The following is a 17,326-nucleotide window of genomic DNA, read 5'->3' on the forward strand; positions in this document are numbered from 1 at the left end:
TCAGTGTTTGAACAAGAAAGCAAAAAAACCTGCCTGCAGCGCCGCACCCAGACCTCCCAAGAACCAGCCCCACGACAATCCGGGCACGAGGTAGTGGCACAGCAACAGCAGCCCAATCGTCGAGACGACCTTGATCGCCTCGCCGAGGAAGAATTCAAGCGGGTACGACACCGCGGCCTGCGCCCCTGGGCGCGCCAGACGACCGAGACGTATCGCGAACAGGAGACTCGGCACCGCATAACTCACGCCACCGAGCAGGGCGGACAGTCCAGCCATCCAGCCCCCGACGAACAGCGCGATGCCCACCATGACGAGCACCAGCGAAAGCTGCAGCATGATCGCTTTCAACATGCAGCAGGCCTTCCACGCATCCGCACCACCCAAAGTCCGCGAACCTCGAATCTTCTATAAGACACAAGTGTTCGCACTGCGACGAGCCGAACCAGCACAGCTTCGCGCGCAAAGCCCTTGACGATACATACGCTTACAGCCGCCGTCAAGAAGTTCCCGGATTTTGCCCCGGAACAGTGCGTGTGCATCGGATCGAGCAAAAAGAAAACATTTCGCACGCTCCGCTCGCCGCCGACGCTTGACCTCGATCTGAAAATAGTCGATATTTTTCGACATGAGAAACGACTACGCCCAGACCATTCCTGCCGACTGGCAGGACTACTCCCGTCTGTTCGCCGCGCTCGGTGACCCGGAGCGGCAGCGCATCCTGCTCACCTTCGAGCCAGGCGAAAGCCTCAACGTGACCGAACTGACCCGCGCCTCCTCACTGAGCCGGCCGACCGTGTCGCATCACCTGAAACTGCTGTGCGAGGCCGGCGTGCTCGAACGGACCCGGCACGGCCGAGAAATCCACTTCCGGCTGCAGGCCGACACGCTGATACAGCGGCTGCAGACCGTCATCGACTACCTGGACGCGCACCGGTGAGCAGGTCGGCTCCCGGACTCGCGGCAGACAGACTGTCGGCCCTGGCGCAGCGCGCCGGTTGCACCCCTTTCTATGCCGTCGACAGCGCGGCCGTGTTCGCTCGCATCGACGCCTTGCGCGCCGCCCTGCCCGCCACTTTGCAGCTGTGCTACGCGGTAAAGGCCAATCCCTTGCCAGCGCTGCTGCAGTGCATCAGCACACGGCTCGACGGCGCCGACGTCAGTTCGGGCGGGGAACTGGCGCGCGCGCTCGACGCCGGCTTTTCCGCCACGCACATCGGCTTCACCGGTCCGGGCAAGCGTGACACCGAACTGGCGGCGGCGATCGAAGCCGGCGTGCGCATCTGCGCCGAATCGGTCGGCGAGATCGAACGCATCGCGCACATCGCCAGGCAGCTGGGACGCCAGGCACGCGTAGCGCTGCGCGCCAATCCGGACTTCGCGATCGCCGGCTCACGGGTACGTATGAGTGGCGACAGCTTCTTCGGCATCGACAGCGCGCAACTGGGCAGCGCCATCGCAGCCGTGCGCCGGCACGAACTCGAATTCGGCGGCCTGCATTATTACTGTGCCTCGCGCATGCTGGACGCGGCGGAGATCGTCGCGCTGCACGCCCGCTGTTTTGCCGAAGCCATGCAGATCGCCGACGCGGCCGACCTTGCGCTGCCCTGGCTGAATCTGGGAGGCGGCTTCGGCGTTGCCATCGCCGACGATGAACGGCCACTCGACTTCGCGCCAGTGGCTGCCCATCTGCACGCGCTGGACGAGACGCTGCGGGCGCGTCACCCGCAGGCCCGGCTCGCGCTCGAACCGGGCCGCTACCTGGTGGCCGAGGCCGGCATCTACGTCTGCAGCGTGATCGACCGCAAGACGGTGCGTGGACGTACCTGGCTCATCGTCGATGGCGGCGCACACCAGCACCTGCACGCGACGCTGCAGCCGGATCGGTTACAGCCGGCGAACTTCCCGATGACGCTGCATCCACAGACGCCGACCGATGCGATCGAACGGGTGAGCGTCGCCGGTCCGCTGTGCGCGCCCTTCGACGTGCTGGCGCGCGACATCGACCTGCCGCGCGCGCAGCCCGGCGATCTGCTGGTCGTGCATTGCTCCGGCGCCTATGGCGCCAGCGCCAGTCCGCTCGACTTCCTCGGCCATCCGCATCCGGCCGAACTACTTTTCTGAACCCGCGGAGCATTCATGCTGCGTAGCCTTGTCCGTCCCCTGCTCACCTTCGTCTGCCGACTGCTGTTCCGCATCACGCCACCGGCATCGCCGCCGGAACGGCAGGAACGCCTGCTGGTGGTCGCCAACCACGAATCCTTCCTCGACGGCCTGCTGCTCGGCCTCTTCCTGCCGATGGATCCGGTGTTCGTCGTGCACACCGGTGTCGCGCGCAATCCCTTCTTCCGGCTCCTGCTGTCCCTGGTCGACTACCTCGCGGTCGATCCGACCAGCCCGATGGCGATGAAGAAGGTGATACGCCTGCTCGAATCCGGTCGCCCGGTGGTCATCTTCCCGGAGGGGCGCATCACCACGACGGGCAGCCTGATGAAGGTGTACGACGGCCCCGCCTTCGTCGCCGCAAAGACCGGTGCCACCGTGCTGCCGGTGCGACTCGACGGCGCGTCGCGCAGCTATTTCTCACGCGTGTCCGGCCGCTACCCGAAATCGCTGTTCCCGCGCATCGCGATCACCGTGCTGCCGGCCACGAAGATCGCGATGCCGGAGGCAGGCAGCGCGAAGGAGCGCCGCCGCCGCGCAGGCGAAGCGATGCGCCGGCTGATGCAGGAAATGATCTTCGCCTCGCGTCCGCAGCAGACGCTGTTCGGCGCGCTGTGCGACGCCGCCGAGATCCACGGCCGCAGCCGCCGGCTGGTCGAGGACATGAAGCAGATCGAGTATTCATATGGCGATCTGCTGAAGATGGCATTCGCGCTCGGCCGCATCGTCGCCCGCATCACGCGGCCGGACGAACGCGTCGGCGTGCTGCTGCCCAATCTCGCGCCGACGCTGGGCCTGGTGTTCGGCCTGAACGCGCACCGCCGGGTACCGGCGATGCTGAACTACACCGCCGGCGTCGACGGCATGCAGGCCGCGTGCACCGCCGCCGAACTGCGCATCATCGTCACCTCGCGCGCCTTCGTCGAACAGGCCAAACTCGGCGACAAGCTGGCGGCGCTGCAGGGTGTCGAGCTGCACTACCTGGAGGACCTGCGCGAGCGCATCACGCTGGCCGACAAGCTGTGGCTCATGCTGTGGGCGATGCGGGCACCGCGGCTGGCGGCCGAGAAGCTGTCGCCCGAAGCGCCGGCGGTGGTGCTGTTCACCTCGGGCTCGGAAGGCAAGCCCAAGGGCGTCGTGCTGTCGCATCGCGCGCTGCTCGCCAACATCGCGCAGATCCGCGCGGTGATCGACTTCTCGGTCGACGACAAGATCCTGAACGCGCTGCCGCTGTTCCACTCCTTCGGCCTCACCGCCGGCGGCCTGCTGCCGCTGCTGACTGGCGCCAACGTGTTCCTCTATCCGTCGCCGCTGCACTATCGCGTCATTCCGGAACTCGCTTACGACCGCAACTGCACCGTGCTGCTCGGCACCAGTACCTTCCTCGGCAACTACGCGAAGTTCGCCCATCCGTACGACTTCTACCGGCTGCGCTACGTCATCGCCGGCGCCGAGAAGCTCTCGGAATCGGTGCGCAGCGCGTGGTTCGAGAAGTTCGGTCTGCGCATCTTCGAAGGGTATGGCGCAACCGAAACCGCGCCAGTGCTGGCCGTCAATACGCCGATGGCCTACCGCTCCGGCACTGTCGGTCAGCTGCTGCCCGGCCTGCACGCGAAACTGATGCCGGTCGCCGGCATCGACCGCGGCGGCGTGCTGCACGTCAGCGGGCCCAACTTGATGAGCGGCTACCTGAAATGGGACAGGCCGGGCGTGCTGCAGACGCCGTCGTCGGAAGCCGGCGACGGCTGGTACGACACCGGCGACGTGATCGAATTCGACGACGACGGCTTCGTGCGCATCGTCGGTCGGGTCAAGCGCTTCGCCAAGGTGGCCGGCGAAATGATTTCGCTGGAAACGGTGGAGAAGCTCGCCACCGCCGCCAGCCCGGCCGCGCAGCACGCGGCCTCGACCCAGCCCGACCCCGTGCGCGGAGAGACCATCGTGCTGTTCACCACCGATACCGCACTCGGCCGCGACGGGTTGCAGGCGGCCGCCCGCGAGCGTGGCGCGCCGGAAATCGCGGTACCGCGCAAGATCGTCGTCGTCGACGCGCTGCCGCTGCTCGGCACCGGCAAGACCGACTACGTGACGCTGAAGCAGATGGCGGAAGCCTCCTGACCATGGACCTTCGCCGTCGACACTTGCTGAAATCGGGATTGCTGCTCGGCGGCGCCGTGGCTGGCGGCTGGGCGCTGAGCACGGTGGCGCGCAGCCAGCTGATGAATCCCTGCCTGGCCGCGCTGCCGCCCGAACTGGCTGGCCACGAGCTGATGGCGCAGGTGTTCGACGGTCTCGACACGACGCTGCTGCGCGACGTTCATGTGCACCTCGCCGGCACCGGCGACTCCGGCCGCGGCATCGAAATGACGCCGCGCATGCTGAGCCCGCTGCACCCGGCCGAATACGTGCAGCGCCTGTTCTACCTGAACGCCGGCTGCGCGCACGAAGACCCGGGCCGCGTCGACGCCAGCTATGTCGACCGCCTGCACAATCTGGTCGAAGCGCTGCCGGCCGGCTTCAAGCTCATGCTGTTCGCGTTCGAGCGCGCTTACGACGAGGCCGGCCGTCATCTGCCCGAGCACACCGCCTTCCACGTGCCCGACGCCTACGCGCGTGACGTCGCCCGCGGCAACCCGGACCACTTCGAATGGGTGTGCTCGGTCCACCCCTACCGCGAAGATGCGGTGGACGCGCTCGAAGCGGCGGCGCGCGACGGCGCGCGCGCGATCAAGTGGCTGCCGCCGGCAATGGGTATCGACCCGGCCTCCGGACGCTGCGACCGCTTCTACGCTGCCGCCGCCCGGCTCGGCCTGCCGCTGATCAGCCACGCCGGCGAGGAGAAGGCGGTACACGGCGCGGGCGGGCAGGAACTGGGCAACCCGCTGCGGTTGCGCCGCGCGCTCGATCACGGCGTCACCGTCATCGTCGCGCACTGTGCAACGATGGGCCAGGACGTCGACCTCGACGCCGGCCGCGGCGCGCCGCTGCGCAGCAGCTTCGACCTGTTCGCACGACTGATGGGCGAACGCCGCAGAGGTCGTCTTTATGGCGACATTTCAGCGATCACGCTGCGCAACCGCGAGGTCGAAGTGGTGCGCGCCCTGCTGCGCCGCGAGGACTGGCACGACCGCCTGCTCTACGGCTCCGACTATCCGCTGCCGGGCATCCTGCCGCTGATGTCGCCGGCCTCACTGGCGCGCGCCGGCCTGCTCGACGCGACCGCCGCACCAGTGCTCGAACAGGTGCGCGACCACAATCCGCTGCTGTTCGACTTCATGCTCAAGCGCCTGCTGCGCGACGGCCGGCACCGCTTCGCCAACCGTGTGTTCGAAGCCGCGCGCGCCTTCCCGAACGCCTGACCCTACATCCGACAGACTCCACAACGCATGCGCATTCCCGCCGCCCTCCTTACACTGGCACTCATGACGAGTGCCCCTTCCACGCCCGCCGCACCGCGCGACGCGCTGGCCGACAGCCGCATCGGCCTGTACGCCGGCCAGGACTTCCGCCTCGCGACCGGCCGCTGCACCGACTGCGCGACGCCACCACAGGCGCTGTGGTACTTCGCGGACGACACCATCGCCGTGCCGCTGGCCGACGCCGCAGGCTTCGTCGCCACGCTGCCGGCGCAGGACGACGTGCGGCAGTGGGCATACGCGAACGAATGGCAGCCGGACGCGCAGAAGCCCGCGCTGATCTGGCTCGGCTCACCGCTCGTCGCACACGACGCGCAGCTCGACTCCGACGGCCGCATGCTCAGCTTCGCCGACAGCACGCGCGCCAGCTTCACGCTGGTGCCGCAGCTGCCATCCAACGTGTCCTGGTTCAACGCCGACAGCACCGCCTGGCTGCAGGGCCAGCGGCTCTCTCTGCGCGGCGCGCGATCGGGCGACAGCTTCACCGCGCGCACGATCTGGCCGTCGTCCTTCGACATCGACCTCGCCGCACTGACGCCGTCGCCACTGCAGGACGGCGAAACGCTGGCCACGCTGGTGCGCGCCGACGACGGCGGCGCACGCATACCGGCGTCGACGCGTCTGCTGTGGGAGCGCACGGCGGGTGCCGCGCGCGCAGCGGCCGGCAAGCCGGTGCTGGCCATCATGCTCAACGGCGCGCAGGGCGACGACGACGAGGCACACGGCGGTCACTTCGCGATCGCCACCGGCGTCATGGGCGCGCGCGGCGAGTGGAAGGACTGGCTGGTCGCCAACTTCTACAACCTCGACGCGTACAGCGAAAAGGGCATCGTCGCCTCGATGCTGACGATGGACGCCTACCTGACCGACCTCAACGGCGGCCAGAGCTGGTACCGCCCGTCCTACATGCTGGTCGCCGTGCTGCGCGACGACCGCGCGGCGCGCCTGTACGACCAGGGCATCGCGCGCGTGTTCAACCACTTCTACCGGCACGATTTCAGCTACCGGCACGCCAGCGCGAACTGCGCCGGCCTCAGTCTGGACACGCTGCGCTCGCTCGGCTGGAGCATCCCGACCCTGGGCCCGACCTCGAAAGCCAAGGCGTGGCTCGGACTGCCGTACATGGCGATCAAGGACATGAGCGTGAGCAGCGGCCTGCAGGCCTTCGACTACATGATGGCCGAGCGCAGCGGGCTGTTTCCTTTCGTCGCCTTCAACGTCGCCGGCAGCGACCTGCTCGGCAGGCTGACCCAGGGCAAGGTGATGGACCAGGGGCTGGAACGCCTGCTGGCCGACGACGTCGAGGCGGTCCTGTTCGTGCGCGTGCCGCAGATTCCGTCCTCGCGCGCCTTCGGCAGCGCACCGGTCGCCAGCTACGAGGAATACATGGCGCGCGTGCCGGCCGACCGCAGCCAGTGGGTGGTGCGGCCAGCGCCGCCACGCGCCTTCCCGGACGAGTTGCGCGACCCGCAGGCACCGAAGGAGCCGCTGCCGGCGTCGCGTCGCGCGCTGATCGTTTGGCTGGTCGGCGCCGCCGCGGTGATCGCCTTCGTCGCGTACCGGCTGCTGCGGAGAACGTCATGAGCTCGCAATTTCATCTGCTGAAGGAAACGCGTTTCCGCCCCTTCTTCCTGACCCAGCTGCTGGGCGCGCTGAACGACAACGTGTTCAAGACCGCGCTGATTACGCTGCTCACCTTCCGCGCCGGCAGCATCACCGACGTGTCGCCGGCGCTGCTCGCCACCGTGCTGCCCGGCGTGTTCATCCTGCCCTTCTTCCTGTTTTCGGCCACCTGCGGCCAGATCGCCGACAAGTACGACCGCGCGATGCTGGCGCGGCTGTCCAAGGTGATCGAGATCGCGGTGATGGGCCTGGGCGCCATCGGTTTCGTCGCCGCCAGCCTGCCGGCACTGGTGCTGGCACTGTTCCTGATGGGCACGCAATCGACGCTGTTCGGACCGGTCAAGTACGCCTACCTGCCGCAGCACCTGCACGACGGCGAACTGGTCGGCGGCAACGGGCTGGTCGAATCGGCCACCTTCGTCGCCATCCTGCTCGGCCAGATACTCGGCGCCTGGCTGGTCGGCGTGACCGACGCCTGGGGCCTGTCGGCCGCCGTGCTGCTGCTGGCGATCGCCGGCTGGTGGACCAGCCGCGGCATTCCGCGCTCGCCAGCACCCGACCCGGCCATGCGCATAGACTGGAACCCGGCCAGCTCGACCCGTGACAACCTGCGCTTCGCCGTCGGCAACCGCACGGTGTGGCTGTCGCTGCTCGGCATATCGTGGTTCTGGTTCTACGGCGCTACGCTGCTGGCGCAGTTCCCGGTCTACGCGTCCGACGTGCTGGGTGGCGGCGAGAACGTGTTCATCCTGCTGCTGGCGGTGTTCTCGGTCGGCGTCGGCACCGGTTCGCTGCTGTGCGAAAAGCTGTCCGGCGGCCGCATCGAGATCGGTCTGGTGCCCTTCGGCGCGATCGGCCTCACGCTGTTCGGCGTCGATCTGTTCTTCGCCACGCCGTCGGCGCCGCTGCCGGGCGACGGCAGCGTGAGCGCATTCCTGCAGCACGCGGCGCACTGGCGCATGCTGATCGACATCGCGCTGCTCGGCGCGGCAGGCGGCCTCTACATCGTGCCGCTGTATGCGCTGATCCAGACCCGCTGCGAACGCAGCCACGCGGCACGCGTGATCGCCGCCAACAACATCCTGAACGCCGGTTTCATGGTCGCGTCCGCTGGCGTGAGCCTGCTGCTGTTCGAGGCGGGGCTGAACATTCCGCAGCTCTTCCTGGTGGCCGCGCTGTTCAACGCGGCGGTGGCGGTTTTCATCTACACGCTGGTGCCGGAATTCCTGATGCGCTTCATCGTGTGGCTGCTGGTGCACACGGTGTACCGGCTCGACAAGAAGGGACTGGAGAACATTCCCGCCGACGGTCCGGCGGTCATCGTGTGCAACCACGTGAGCTTCGTCGACGCGCTGGTGATCACCGCCGCCTGCCCGCGGCCGATACGCTTCGTCATGCACCACGCCATCTTCCGCCTGCCGGTGCTGCGCTTCGTGTTCCGCACCAACCGCTGCATCCCGATCGCGTCGGCCAAGGAAGACCCGAAGCTGCTGGAGCGCGCCTACGACGACATCGCTGCCGCGCTGGAAGCGGGCGAACTCGTAGGCATCTTCCCGGAAGGACTGATCACCGACACCGGCGACATCTACCCCTTCAAACCGGGCATCACGCGCATCGTCGCGCGCACGCCGGTACCGGTGGTGCCGCTGGCGCTGCGCGGCCTGTGGGGCAGCTTCTTTTCGCGCAAGGGCGGCCCGGCGATGACCAAACCTTTGCGCCGCGGCCTGTTCAACCGCATCGAACTGGTCGGCGCGCCGGCAGTGGCGCCGGAGGCTGCGACACCGGACGCACTGCAGGCCATCGTCGCCGGCCTGCGCGGCGATCGGCGATGACCATCCTCGATCTCGACGGAGCGCGCCGATGCTGACCGCCATTCTCTGCATTCTCGGTCTGATCGCCGGCGCCGCGCACGGCGAGGTCGAAGCCTTCTTCGGCGCCCTCGCCGGCCTTGCTGCAGGCCTGTGGGTGTCGGCGCGCACCGCCGCGCGCGAACGCGCAGTGCAGGATCGCCTGCGCGAACTCGACGACAAGACGCGCTGGCTTTACGAAGCGCTGAAGGCGCGGCCGGCGGCGACAGCCGGCCCGGAAGCCACGAGCGCGGTGCCGGACGAAGCGGCGACAACGGCCGGCACCGAAGCAGCGCCGGCCGTCGCCGCGGCCGCGGTCGAGCCGGCTTCGGTCAGCACACAGGCCGCACCGCTCGACACGCTGCACGCGGAGGGCGTACGCGTCTCCGCGCGCCCGCTGCCGCCGGCAGCCGACGCTGCCGAACGCGACGACATCGCCCGTCCGCTCGCCGCACTGTGGTCGCGCCTGATGGGCAGCAACCCGCTGGCGCGCATCGGCGTCATCGTACTGTTCTTCGGCGTCGCGTCGGCGCTGCGCCTGGCCGCCCAGGCCGGCTGGCTGCCGCCGGAGCTGCGGCTGGCCGCCGCCGTCGCCACCGGCGTGGCGATGATCGGGTTCGGCCTGCGTCTGCCCGGTGACGGACCGCGCCGCATGTTCGCGCTGGCGATCCAGGGCGGCGGTTTCGCGCTGCTCTACCTGGCGGTCTATTTCGCGCTGGCGCGCTACGGCTTCATCGGGCCGGCGCCCGCCTTCCTGCTCTTTGCCGCGCTCGGCGTCGCCTGCGCGGTCAGCGCCGCGCGGCAGAGCTCGCAGGTGCTGGCGCTGCTTGGCCTGTCCGGCGCCTTCGTCGCGCCGATGCTGGCGTCCAGTGGGCAGGGCCAGTACGTCGTGCTGTTCAGCTACTACCTGCTGCTCGACGCATTCATCATCGCGCTGAGCTGGCGGCGCGCCTGGCGCGCGCTCATCTTCGCCGGCTTCCTGTTCACCTTCGCCGTCGGCGCCGGCTGGGGCCTGCGCAGCTATGTGGCGGACGACTACCTGGTGGTGCAGGGCTTCCTGATCGCCTTCTTCGTGCTGTTCACGGCCACCCACGTCGCCCAGACCGTGCTGCGCGCGCCGGGCGCCGCCGGCTGGCAGTCCGGCAGCCTGCTGTTCGGCCCGCCGTTGGCCGCCGGCGTACTGCAGGCGGCACTGGTCCAGCCCTATGAGTACGGCGCGGCGATCAGTGCCGCGCTGGCCGGGCTGTACTACCTCGGACTGGCCGGCCTGCTGCGCAGCCGCGCGCCGGACGAAACACTCACCTTCCGCGCCCACGCCGGCATCGGCGCCGCGCTGCTGACGCTGGCTGTGCCGCTGGCGTTCGACCTGCAGATGACCGCCGCCATCTACGCGGTCGAAGGCGCGGCGGCGCTGTGGTACGGCTGCGCCCGCGCGTCGCGACTGACGCTGTGGGCCGGTGCCGCACTGCAGGGCGCCGCCGGCTTCTGGCTCGCCGCCTCGCTCGACACGCTGACCGTCGCCTGGCCGCTGCTCAACGGCCGCACGCTGGGCTGCCTGCTGCTGGCCGGTGCCGCGTTGTCCTCGGTGCGCGTGCTGCGCCAGACCGGCGCCGGCGCCGACTGGCTGCCGAAAGCGCTCACGCTGTGGCTGGCCGGCTGGTGGCTGTTCGGTGGCCTGGCCGACATCGACGACTTCGTGCCGCACGACCTGCAGCCGGCCATCGCGCTGCTGTTCGGCGTCGCCAGCGCCGCCTTCGCCGAACAGCAGGGCCGCGGACGCGACTTCATCACCGCCCGCGCGCTGGCGGCGCTGACGCTGCCCGTCCTGTGGGCCGGCAGCCTGCTCGGCTGGGACCAGCACGGGCACCTGCTGTACGGTGCGATGGCGCTCGCGTTGCCGCTGGCCTGGGCCACCCATCTGTGGGTGCTGCGCCGGCAGGACGACGACGGCGCGGCGCTGCTGAACACCCCGCGCCACATCGCCACCGCGTGGACGCTGCTGCTGTCGGTCGGCATCGAAGCCGGCGGCTGGCTGGCCGACTGGCTGCCGGGGCAGGACCTGTGGGGCTGGCTTGCCTGGATCCTCGTCTGGCTCATTGCCGGCCGCACACTCCACGCCGCACTGCACGACGAGGAGCAGACGGACGCCTGGCCCTTGGCCGCCGCCCCCGAGGCCTATGCGCGCGCCGTGCTGTGGCCGGTCGCCGGCCTTCTGCTGCTGACGGTCGTCGCGCTGCAGTTCGGCCACGACGGCGGCTCCGCCCTGCCCTATCTGCCGCTGGCGTCGGCGCTCGACCTGGCCAGCGTCGCCGCGCTGCTGTGGCTGGCGCGCAGCGGCCTGCTGCCGGTGCCTCTGGTCGGCGCCGCCGGCCTGCTGTGGGTGTCGGCACTGGCGGCCCGCAGCGTGCATCACCTCGCCGGGGTGGCGTGGTCGGCCACCGCCATGTTCCAATCCACCCTTCTGCAGGCGACGCTGTCGCTGACCTGGGCGCTGAGCGCGCTGGCGCTGATGGTGTACGCGACACGACGCGGTACGCGCACGCTGTGGTTTGCCGGCTTTGCGCTGCTGGCCGCCGTCGGCGCCAAGATGCTGATGATCGACCTGGCCGGCGCCGGTACGGTCGAATGGACCGGTTCGCTGCTGGGCATCGGCGCGCTCATCCTGATTGCCAGTTACGCCGCACCGGTGCCGCCCGGCACGCTTCCAGATGGAGAGGACACCCGATGAAAGGACTGCTCGTTCCTGCCGCACTCGCGCTGGCCTCACTCGGCCCGGCGCACGCCGCCGACATCAAGCCCGGCCTGTGGGAATTCAAGTCGGCGATGAGCATGCCGGGCATGCCCGACATGTCGGCGCAGATGGCGCGCATGCAGGAAGAAATGAAGAAGATGCCGCCGGAAGCGCGCAAGATGATGGAACAGCAGATGGCCGCGCAGGGCGTGGCCATGGGCAGCGGCGGCGCGGTCCGCGTCTGCATCACGCCGGACGACGCCAAGCGCAGCGACATCTACTCCGGCAAGAACGATGGCAGCTGCTCCTACAGCAACGTCACGAACACCGCGAAATCGGTCAAGGGCAAGATCAGCTGCACCAATCCGAAAGCCAGCGGCGACTTCGAGGCGGTGATCGACAGTCCGACCCATTTCACGTCGAAAATGAACATGCAGTCGGCTGAGGGGTCGATGAAGGCTGACACCGACGCGCGCTGGATCGCCGCCGATTGCGGCGCGGTCAAACCGACCGCCCGCTGACCCGCCGACTGTCCGACCCAACGCTTCACCCGATTGCAGACCCAACGCTGAACAGGAATGAAGGACTCACTGCTGCGGACGCCACTGGCGGACGCGACCGGACAGCCCGCCCGTCCGCAGCCGCCTGAACAGCCCATGCACGCCGCACACCCCGAACACCCGCGCAACCGCCGGCGGGCCGACAGCCTCGCACCGTTCTCGCTGAGCGTCGAGACCGGTCCACTCGGCGACACCAGCCTGCATTTCCGCGTCCGCCCCAGCGGGTTGATTGCCCTCGTGCTGGCACTGCTGATCCACGCGCTCGCGCTGTGGTGGGTGATGCGGCCGAAGGCGGAACCGGAGCAGCCACTCAGCGCGAACCAGCCGATCAGCGTGCGCATGATCACGCCGGAGGAACCGCGCAAGGCGGCGTCGGCGCCCCCTCCGGCCGCCGCACCGACGCCGCCGGCACCGCAGCCGAAGAAGCAGCCGCCGCAGAAGAAGCGCGAAAAGGCCCGCAAGGCGCCACCAGCGCCGACCGAACCGCCGGTCGCCCGCGTGCCGGTGCCCGAACCCGCCCCTGCCCCGCCGCCGCCCAAACCCGCCGTTGCACCGGACGCGCCGACCGATATGGCGTCCTTCGTCGCCGCCCAGCGCGAAAAACGCCGACTTGCCGAAGAGGCCGCCGCCGGCGAGAACGCCGCTGCGCGCGCCCGCGAACGCGGCCCGTCGGCCGACGACATCGCCGCCGCCAACATCAAGCGCAATCTGCAGCAGCCGGGCACCAACGGCGTGTTCCAGATCACCCGCAAGAGCGTGCGCACGGCCGCCTTCGTGTTCCGCGGCTGGACCACCGACGCCGGCAATGCGCGGCGCGAATTCATCGAGGTCGACGCCGGCCTGAACGGCGACATCGAACGCGCCGTCGTGCAGCGCATGATCGAGCTGATACGCCGCTACTACAGCGGCAACTTCAACTGGGAATCGCTGCGCCTGGGCCGCACCGTCGTGCTGTCGGCGCGACCGGAACATCAGAAGGAACTGGAGGACTTCCTGATCAAGGAGTTCTTCCGGGTCGGCGCGCAATACCCACCGTAGTCGGGCCGAGCGCCCGCCGTGCCGCAGCGCAGCTTGGTAACGGCATGGCGGACGACCGATAATCCGGGCGCACACGGAGGATTTCACGATGCCGCGCCACCCCGCACTGCCGGACGACGACGAGAACGGAATGACGGACGCCGAACCTTTCCGCGGTCTCGCCCGCTACGAACGGCAGATGCCCATCCATCAGATTTCCTACTATCTGTGCGGCGAGATCCGCGAGCCGCACCACTACACCGATCTGTTCTATACGCTGCGCACCGCGGCCGAGACCGATCTGATCTATCTGCACCTGAATTCGCCGGGCGGCGAATTCGACACCGGTCTGCAGATCATCAACAACATCCGCGCCTCCGAGGCGCACGTGGTCACGGTGCTCGAAGCGCGCGCTTTCTCGATGGCCGCCTTCATCTTCCTCAGCGGCGACGAACTGGTGGTGCACGACAACTGCCAGCTCATGTTCCACACCTACACCGGCAGCCTCGATGGTCGCGGCAGCGAGCAGCAGGCGCAGGTGGCCGCGGTCAGCAGCTGGTTCGAGAAGATGACGACCCGGCTCTGCTCGCCCTTCCTCAGCGACAGCGAAATCAGCCGCATCCTGAAGGGCAGCGACGTGTGGATGGACTCCGACGGCGTGCGCCAGCGGCTGATGCGGATGCAGCGCGCTCAGGCGCAGGCTGTCCGGCGCAGCGTGGCGAAGAAGGGTTGAGAAGCGTCCCGAGCATAAAATCGTCCGTGAGTAGAAGTAGATGGAGCGACTGCTATGATTCAGCGCATAGCGCAGCGCCAAAGGAGTTCTCACGTGAAGCCCTCCACCCTTGAAACCATTGAGGCGACCTTGATGCAGTTGCCGCAGGCGGACCGAGTCCATCTCGCCGAACGTCTGCTGGCCAGCCTCGATGAAGAGGATGAAACCCTCACCGAGTGGATTGCGGAGGCCGAGCGTCGCGCTGATGCGCATGACCGCGGTGAAATCGGGGCAATCAGCCTTGAAGATGCCCTGACCCGCTTGCGAGCTGGCCTTCCCGGCCAAGCCGCCGGATGAAGGTCATCCTGCTTGAACCCGCACTGGACGAACTGACTGAGGCGCGTAATTACTACCTGAAGCAGGCCAGCGCACGCATTGCGGCCGCCTTCGTGGAACAGTTCAACAACACGGCCTCCATGATTCTGGCGCACCCCGAGCTTGGCAAGCCGGTTTCCCCGCGCATGCGCGCTCTGCCGATCAAGCGTTTCCCATACTCGGTCATCTACCGCATCACGTCCGACGCAATCATCGTGCAGGCGATCGCCCACCAGCGCCGCCGCCCGGCGTATTGGGCGCAGCGACGCTGATCCACGATTGTCACCCGCGGCCGAACACCCTCTCCAGCGACGGCTGCAGCATCGCGCCGTCGTCGCCCAGCCAGAGCTGCCCTTCCTGCACGATGCACTGCAGGTCGGCCCCCCGCTGCGCGAGGCTGGCCAGCGCCTGGCTGTCGGCGGTGGACAGGCGGTAGACGGTGAGGTTGGACAGCTTGGCCAGCGTGGCCTTCGACTGTTCCCACCACTGGTTGGCGGTGCGGCCGTAGTTCAGCACCACCACCTGTTCGGCGCGGGCGGCCGCCTTGCGCACCAGGCGCTCGTCCGGCAGGCCGACGTCTATCCACAGCCGGATGGCGCCGGTCAGGTCCTGGGCGTAGAGGTCTGCCTCGTCTTCGGTGCTCAGGCCGCGGCCGAAACGCAGGTCCTCGTCGGCGTGCAGCGCGAAGGCCAGCACGCGCACCATCATGCGTTCGTCGCTCTCCGACGGGTGGCGGGCGACGGTCAGCGCGTACTCGCCGTAATGCGGCCGGTCCATGTCGGACACGTTCAATTTGATCTTGTAGATGGTGGATTTCAGAGCCATGGCCGACAATGTGCGCGATTCGAAAGACCGCACAGGATACCGACGTGAAGAAAACCGATCTGTACAAGAACGAAAGACTGAAGGTGGTGGCGCAGATGAAGCACGCCGCCGGGGCAAAAAGCGCGCTGGGCGCAGCACCGGTCGTGGACCGCAAGGAACAGCGTCGGCTCGATGCCGAGCGCGGTCTGGTGCCGTTCGCGGTGAAGATACCGGCCGAACTGGCGGCGCGCCTGCGCGACCTCGCAACCGAGCGCCAGGTGTCGCTGAACGATCTGGTCGACGAACTGCTGCGCAAGGCGCTCGACTGAGGCCGCCGTGCTGCGCGCCATCTTCGTCCTCAATCTGGTGACGGTCGGGCTGTTCTACCTGCCCGGCTGGCTCACGCTGCGCGTGCTGACGCTGGGGCGCTATCCGCCGCCGCGCGGCGAGCCGCACAGCGAAGAGGCGGTGGCGTTGTTCGGCTTCTTCGTCACGCTGGCGCTGCTGCTGTGGTGGCTGATGTGAGCATGGCGCCGGCCATCTGGGTCGATGCCGACGCCTGCCCGGCACCGGTCAAGGACATCCTGTTCCGCGCCGCCACGCGCACCGGCCTGCAGCTGACGCTGGTCGCCAACAAGCTGCTGCGCGTGCCGCCGTCGCCGCACATCCGCGCCGTACAGGTGGCGCACGGCTTCGACGCGGCCGACCGCTACATCGAAGAGGCGGTGGGCAGCGGCGATCTGGTGATCACCGCCGACATTCCGCTGGCGGCGGCGGTGCTGGCGCGCGGTGCGCACGCGCTGGAACCGCGCGGCGAGTGGTTCGCGCCGGGCACCATCCACGAGCGGCTGCAGATGCGCGCGCTGATGAACGACCTGCGCGACAGCGGCGTCATGAGCGGCGGGCCGTCGGCGTTCTCCACCGCCGACAGCCGAAGTTTCGCCGCCGCGCTGGATGGCTTCCTGGCCAGACGCACAGGCCGCTGAGCGGCATTTTTCGCGCCGCGGGCTTCGATGCCGGCTGCTGTCGGGGCCAAGACCCCTCCCACAGAGCCCCGGCTCGAGCTCAGGCCGTGGGTCGCGCGCATCCCCTGTGGGAGCGGCCTTGCCCGCGACAGGCCGCTGCGGGCCGCGGGCTTCGATCCCGGCCGCAATCGCGAGCAAGTTCGCTCCCATAGAACCCCGGCTCAATCCGGCAGATCGACCTCGACCATGCCGTCGACAACGCGCATCGGGTATTCGGTCATTTCGCAACCGGTGGGTGACAGCCCTGCGCCATTGCGGCCGTCGAACACCCAGCCGTGGGCGATGCAGATCAGCGTGCGCCCGTTGAACACGCCGCGCGCCAGCGACACGTCCTCGTGCGGACAGGCGGCGTCGAAGGCGCGCGGCTGACCGCCGTCCGGCCACATGATGAGCAGTTCGCGACCATCGGCCCGACAGGGCACGAGTTCGCCCTCGTACAGGATTTTCTGCTTGCACACCGGTGTGTAGCCCATATTCGGTTCCTTCGCGACGGATGCGACACGGCGACGTGTGCTTCCCGACGGGAAACGCGCAGAGCCGGCCTTGTCCGCACACCCAGCAAGTTGCGCACCCACTGGCGCAGTCGATGTGTTGATCTGGCGCAAGAAACATCGTCGCGACGCTGCGTAGTCTGCGCATCGACCCGTGACGCCAGCGACGGGTCACCCCAACCACTCTTGAGGAGAAGCAGACATGGTTCGTGAGTTCCTCTATCGGGGCGACCGTTACCGCGCAACGGTGCATGGCCGGCCCGGCAAGGAAGAAATCTTCATCGTGCAGATGCTGGAAGACGACGAGGAAGGCCCGGAAATTTCGATCGACCGCTTCGAGGACGCATCGAACGACCCGCAGGCCAGCCTCGAAGCCGCGATCGCCACGCTGGTCGACCGCATGCATGCCGAACAGGGCCTGCAGGCGAGCGAGCCGTCGGCGCCGTTCGCGTGGTCCGACGGCAAGGTGCTGGCCCGGGTGCACAACGGCGTGCGGATGGCGCACTGATCGCCTGAGTTTCACACACGGTTCTTTTTCCCGGACCTGCCGGGCCGTGAGCGCAGC

Annotated in this window: 19 protein-coding genes; 16 read left to right on the plus strand and 3 right to left on the minus strand. The window is 68.5% G+C overall.

The features are described from left to right. Complete coding sequence (locus METRZ18153_RS0119305; RefSeq protein ID WP_020166283.1) at positions 1-351, minus strand: ATP synthase subunit I; 351 nt, start codon at positions 349-351, stop codon at positions 1-3. Positions 352-625: 274 nt separating this feature from the next. Here METRZ18153_RS0119305 and METRZ18153_RS0119310 point away from each other — a divergent pair, with 274 nt between their 5' ends. The 12 genes from METRZ18153_RS0119310 (at position 626) to METRZ18153_RS0119365 (ending at position 14,713) form a co-directional block, all read left to right on the plus strand. Further along, the gene (locus tag METRZ18153_RS0119310) at positions 626-937 is read left to right on the plus strand and encodes an ArsR/SmtB family transcription factor (RefSeq protein ID WP_019916195.1); all 312 of its coding nucleotides are present in this window, start codon (positions 626-628) and stop codon (positions 935-937) included. After that, positions 934-2,121: an alanine racemase gene (locus tag METRZ18153_RS0119315; RefSeq protein ID WP_020166284.1), complete on the plus strand. Its 1,188-nt coding sequence runs from the start codon at positions 934-936 to the stop codon at positions 2,119-2,121. Before METRZ18153_RS0119310 ends, METRZ18153_RS0119315 begins: the two co-directional genes overlap by 4 nt. A gap of 15 nt (positions 2,122-2,136) precedes the next feature. Further along, complete coding sequence (gene aas, locus METRZ18153_RS0119320) at positions 2,137-4,278, plus strand: bifunctional acyl-ACP--phospholipid O-acyltransferase/long-chain-fatty-acid--ACP ligase (RefSeq protein WP_020166285.1); 2,142 nt, start codon at positions 2,137-2,139, stop codon at positions 4,276-4,278. 23 nt (positions 4,279-4,301) lie between these two features. Further along, a complete protein-coding gene (locus tag METRZ18153_RS0119325) occupies positions 4,302-5,519 on the plus strand; it encodes an amidohydrolase family protein (protein WP_232416095.1) in 1,218 nt (405 codons plus the stop codon). Positions 5,520-5,582: 63 nt separating this feature from the next. Beyond that, on the plus strand, positions 5,583-7,160 hold the full coding sequence (locus METRZ18153_RS0119330; RefSeq protein WP_020166287.1) for a hypothetical protein: 1,578 nt from the start codon (positions 5,583-5,585) through the stop codon (positions 7,158-7,160). Then, positions 7,157-9,031: an MFS transporter gene (locus METRZ18153_RS0119335; RefSeq protein WP_020166288.1), complete on the plus strand. Its 1,875-nt coding sequence runs from the start codon at positions 7,157-7,159 to the stop codon at positions 9,029-9,031. Before METRZ18153_RS0119330 ends, METRZ18153_RS0119335 begins: the two co-directional genes overlap by 4 nt. 28 nt (positions 9,032-9,059) lie before the next feature. Further along, positions 9,060-11,774: a DUF2339 domain-containing protein gene (locus tag METRZ18153_RS0119340; RefSeq protein ID WP_020166289.1), complete on the plus strand. Its 2,715-nt coding sequence runs from the start codon at positions 9,060-9,062 to the stop codon at positions 11,772-11,774. Then, complete coding sequence (locus METRZ18153_RS0119345) at positions 11,771-12,298, plus strand: DUF3617 domain-containing protein (protein ID WP_020166290.1); 528 nt, start codon at positions 11,771-11,773, stop codon at positions 12,296-12,298. The genes METRZ18153_RS0119340 and METRZ18153_RS0119345 overlap by 4 nt, the downstream gene beginning before the upstream one ends. 57 nt (positions 12,299-12,355) lie before the next feature. Further along, entirely contained in the window at positions 12,356-13,375 is a 1,020-nt protein-coding gene (locus METRZ18153_RS0119350) for a hypothetical protein (RefSeq protein ID WP_020166291.1), read from the plus strand. 88 nt (positions 13,376-13,463) lie between these two features. Continuing rightward, on the plus strand, positions 13,464-14,087 hold the full coding sequence (locus METRZ18153_RS0119355) for a Clp protease ClpP (RefSeq protein ID WP_020166292.1): 624 nt from the start codon (positions 13,464-13,466) through the stop codon (positions 14,085-14,087). Between the two features lie 93 nt (positions 14,088-14,180). Then, complete coding sequence (locus METRZ18153_RS0119360) at positions 14,181-14,423, plus strand: addiction module protein (RefSeq protein WP_043364338.1); 243 nt, start codon at positions 14,181-14,183, stop codon at positions 14,421-14,423. Beyond that, positions 14,420-14,713: a type II toxin-antitoxin system RelE/ParE family toxin gene (locus METRZ18153_RS0119365; RefSeq protein ID WP_020166294.1), complete on the plus strand. Its 294-nt coding sequence runs from the start codon at positions 14,420-14,422 to the stop codon at positions 14,711-14,713. The genes METRZ18153_RS0119360 and METRZ18153_RS0119365 overlap by 4 nt, the downstream gene beginning before the upstream one ends. A gap of 10 nt (positions 14,714-14,723) precedes the next feature. Here METRZ18153_RS0119365 and METRZ18153_RS0119370 read toward each other — a convergent pair whose 3' ends face one another. Further along, the gene (locus METRZ18153_RS0119370) at positions 14,724-15,266 is read right to left on the minus strand and encodes a YaeQ family protein (protein ID WP_020166295.1); all 543 of its coding nucleotides are present in this window, start codon (positions 15,264-15,266) and stop codon (positions 14,724-14,726) included. A gap of 44 nt (positions 15,267-15,310) precedes the next feature. Between METRZ18153_RS0119370 and METRZ18153_RS0119375 the strand changes: the two genes are divergently transcribed. Genes METRZ18153_RS0119375 through METRZ18153_RS0119385 form a run of 3 tightly spaced genes read left to right on the plus strand, consistent with a single transcriptional unit; the run spans position 15,311 to position 16,231 of the window. Continuing rightward, positions 15,311-15,574, plus strand: a complete 264-nt coding sequence (locus METRZ18153_RS0119375) for a hypothetical protein (RefSeq protein ID WP_020166296.1) — start codon at positions 15,311-15,313, stop codon at positions 15,572-15,574. 7 nt (positions 15,575-15,581) lie between these two features. Beyond that, a complete protein-coding gene (locus METRZ18153_RS0119380; protein ID WP_020166297.1) occupies positions 15,582-15,770 on the plus strand; it encodes a hypothetical protein in 189 nt (62 codons plus the stop codon). Positions 15,771-15,772: 2 nt separating this feature from the next. Next, a complete protein-coding gene (locus tag METRZ18153_RS0119385) occupies positions 15,773-16,231 on the plus strand; it encodes a YaiI/YqxD family protein (protein ID WP_020166298.1) in 459 nt (152 codons plus the stop codon). Between the two features lie 200 nt (positions 16,232-16,431). Here the strand turns inward: METRZ18153_RS0119385 and METRZ18153_RS0119390 are convergent, their stop codons facing one another. Further along, positions 16,432-16,743, minus strand: coding sequence for a Rieske 2Fe-2S domain-containing protein (locus METRZ18153_RS0119390; protein ID WP_020166299.1), 312 nt, complete (start codon positions 16,741-16,743; stop codon positions 16,432-16,434). Positions 16,744-16,963: 220 nt separating this feature from the next. Here METRZ18153_RS0119390 and METRZ18153_RS0119395 point away from each other — a divergent pair, with 220 nt between their 5' ends. After that, positions 16,964-17,269 (plus strand): hypothetical protein, encoded by a 306-nt coding sequence (locus METRZ18153_RS0119395; RefSeq protein WP_020166300.1) that lies wholly within the window; start codon positions 16,964-16,966, stop codon positions 17,267-17,269. Positions 17,270-17,326: the final 57 nt, after the last annotated feature.

Source organism: Methyloversatilis discipulorum (genome assembly GCF_000385375.1).
Lineage (GTDB): Bacteria > Pseudomonadota > Gammaproteobacteria > Burkholderiales > Rhodocyclaceae > Methyloversatilis > Methyloversatilis discipulorum_A.

Bases quoted from the DNA above. Each gene is read 5' to 3' on its own strand.
- METRZ18153_RS0119305 (WP_020166283.1), bottom strand. From the start codon at position 351: ATGTTGAAAGCGATCATGCTGCAGCTTTCGCTGGTGCTCGTCATGGTG.
- METRZ18153_RS0119310 (WP_019916195.1), top strand. From the start codon at position 626: ATGAGAAACGACTACGCCCAGACCATTCCTGCCGACTGGCAGGACTAC.
- aas (WP_020166285.1), top strand. From the start codon at position 2,137: ATGCTGCGTAGCCTTGTCCGTCCCCTGCTCACCTTCGTCTGCCGACTG.
- METRZ18153_RS0119330 (WP_020166287.1), top strand. From the start codon at position 5,583: ATGACGAGTGCCCCTTCCACGCCCGCCGCACCGCGCGACGCGCTGGCC.
- METRZ18153_RS0119335 (WP_020166288.1), top strand. From the start codon at position 7,157: ATGAGCTCGCAATTTCATCTGCTGAAGGAAACGCGTTTCCGCCCCTTC.
- METRZ18153_RS0119340 (WP_020166289.1), top strand. From the start codon at position 9,060: ATGCTGACCGCCATTCTCTGCATTCTCGGTCTGATCGCCGGCGCCGCG.
- METRZ18153_RS0119345 (WP_020166290.1), top strand. From the start codon at position 11,771: ATGAAAGGACTGCTCGTTCCTGCCGCACTCGCGCTGGCCTCACTCGGC.
- METRZ18153_RS0119350 (WP_020166291.1), top strand. From the start codon at position 12,356: ATGAAGGACTCACTGCTGCGGACGCCACTGGCGGACGCGACCGGACAG.
- METRZ18153_RS0119355 (WP_020166292.1), top strand. From the start codon at position 13,464: ATGCCGCGCCACCCCGCACTGCCGGACGACGACGAGAACGGAATGACG.
- METRZ18153_RS0119365 (WP_020166294.1), top strand. From the start codon at position 14,420: ATGAAGGTCATCCTGCTTGAACCCGCACTGGACGAACTGACTGAGGCG.
- METRZ18153_RS0119370 (WP_020166295.1), bottom strand. From the start codon at position 15,266: ATGGCTCTGAAATCCACCATCTACAAGATCAAATTGAACGTGTCCGAC.
- METRZ18153_RS0119385 (WP_020166298.1), top strand. From the start codon at position 15,773: ATGGCGCCGGCCATCTGGGTCGATGCCGACGCCTGCCCGGCACCGGTC.
- METRZ18153_RS0119390 (WP_020166299.1), bottom strand. From the start codon at position 16,743: ATGGGCTACACACCGGTGTGCAAGCAGAAAATCCTGTACGAGGGCGAA.
- METRZ18153_RS0119395 (WP_020166300.1), top strand. From the start codon at position 16,964: ATGGTTCGTGAGTTCCTCTATCGGGGCGACCGTTACCGCGCAACGGTG.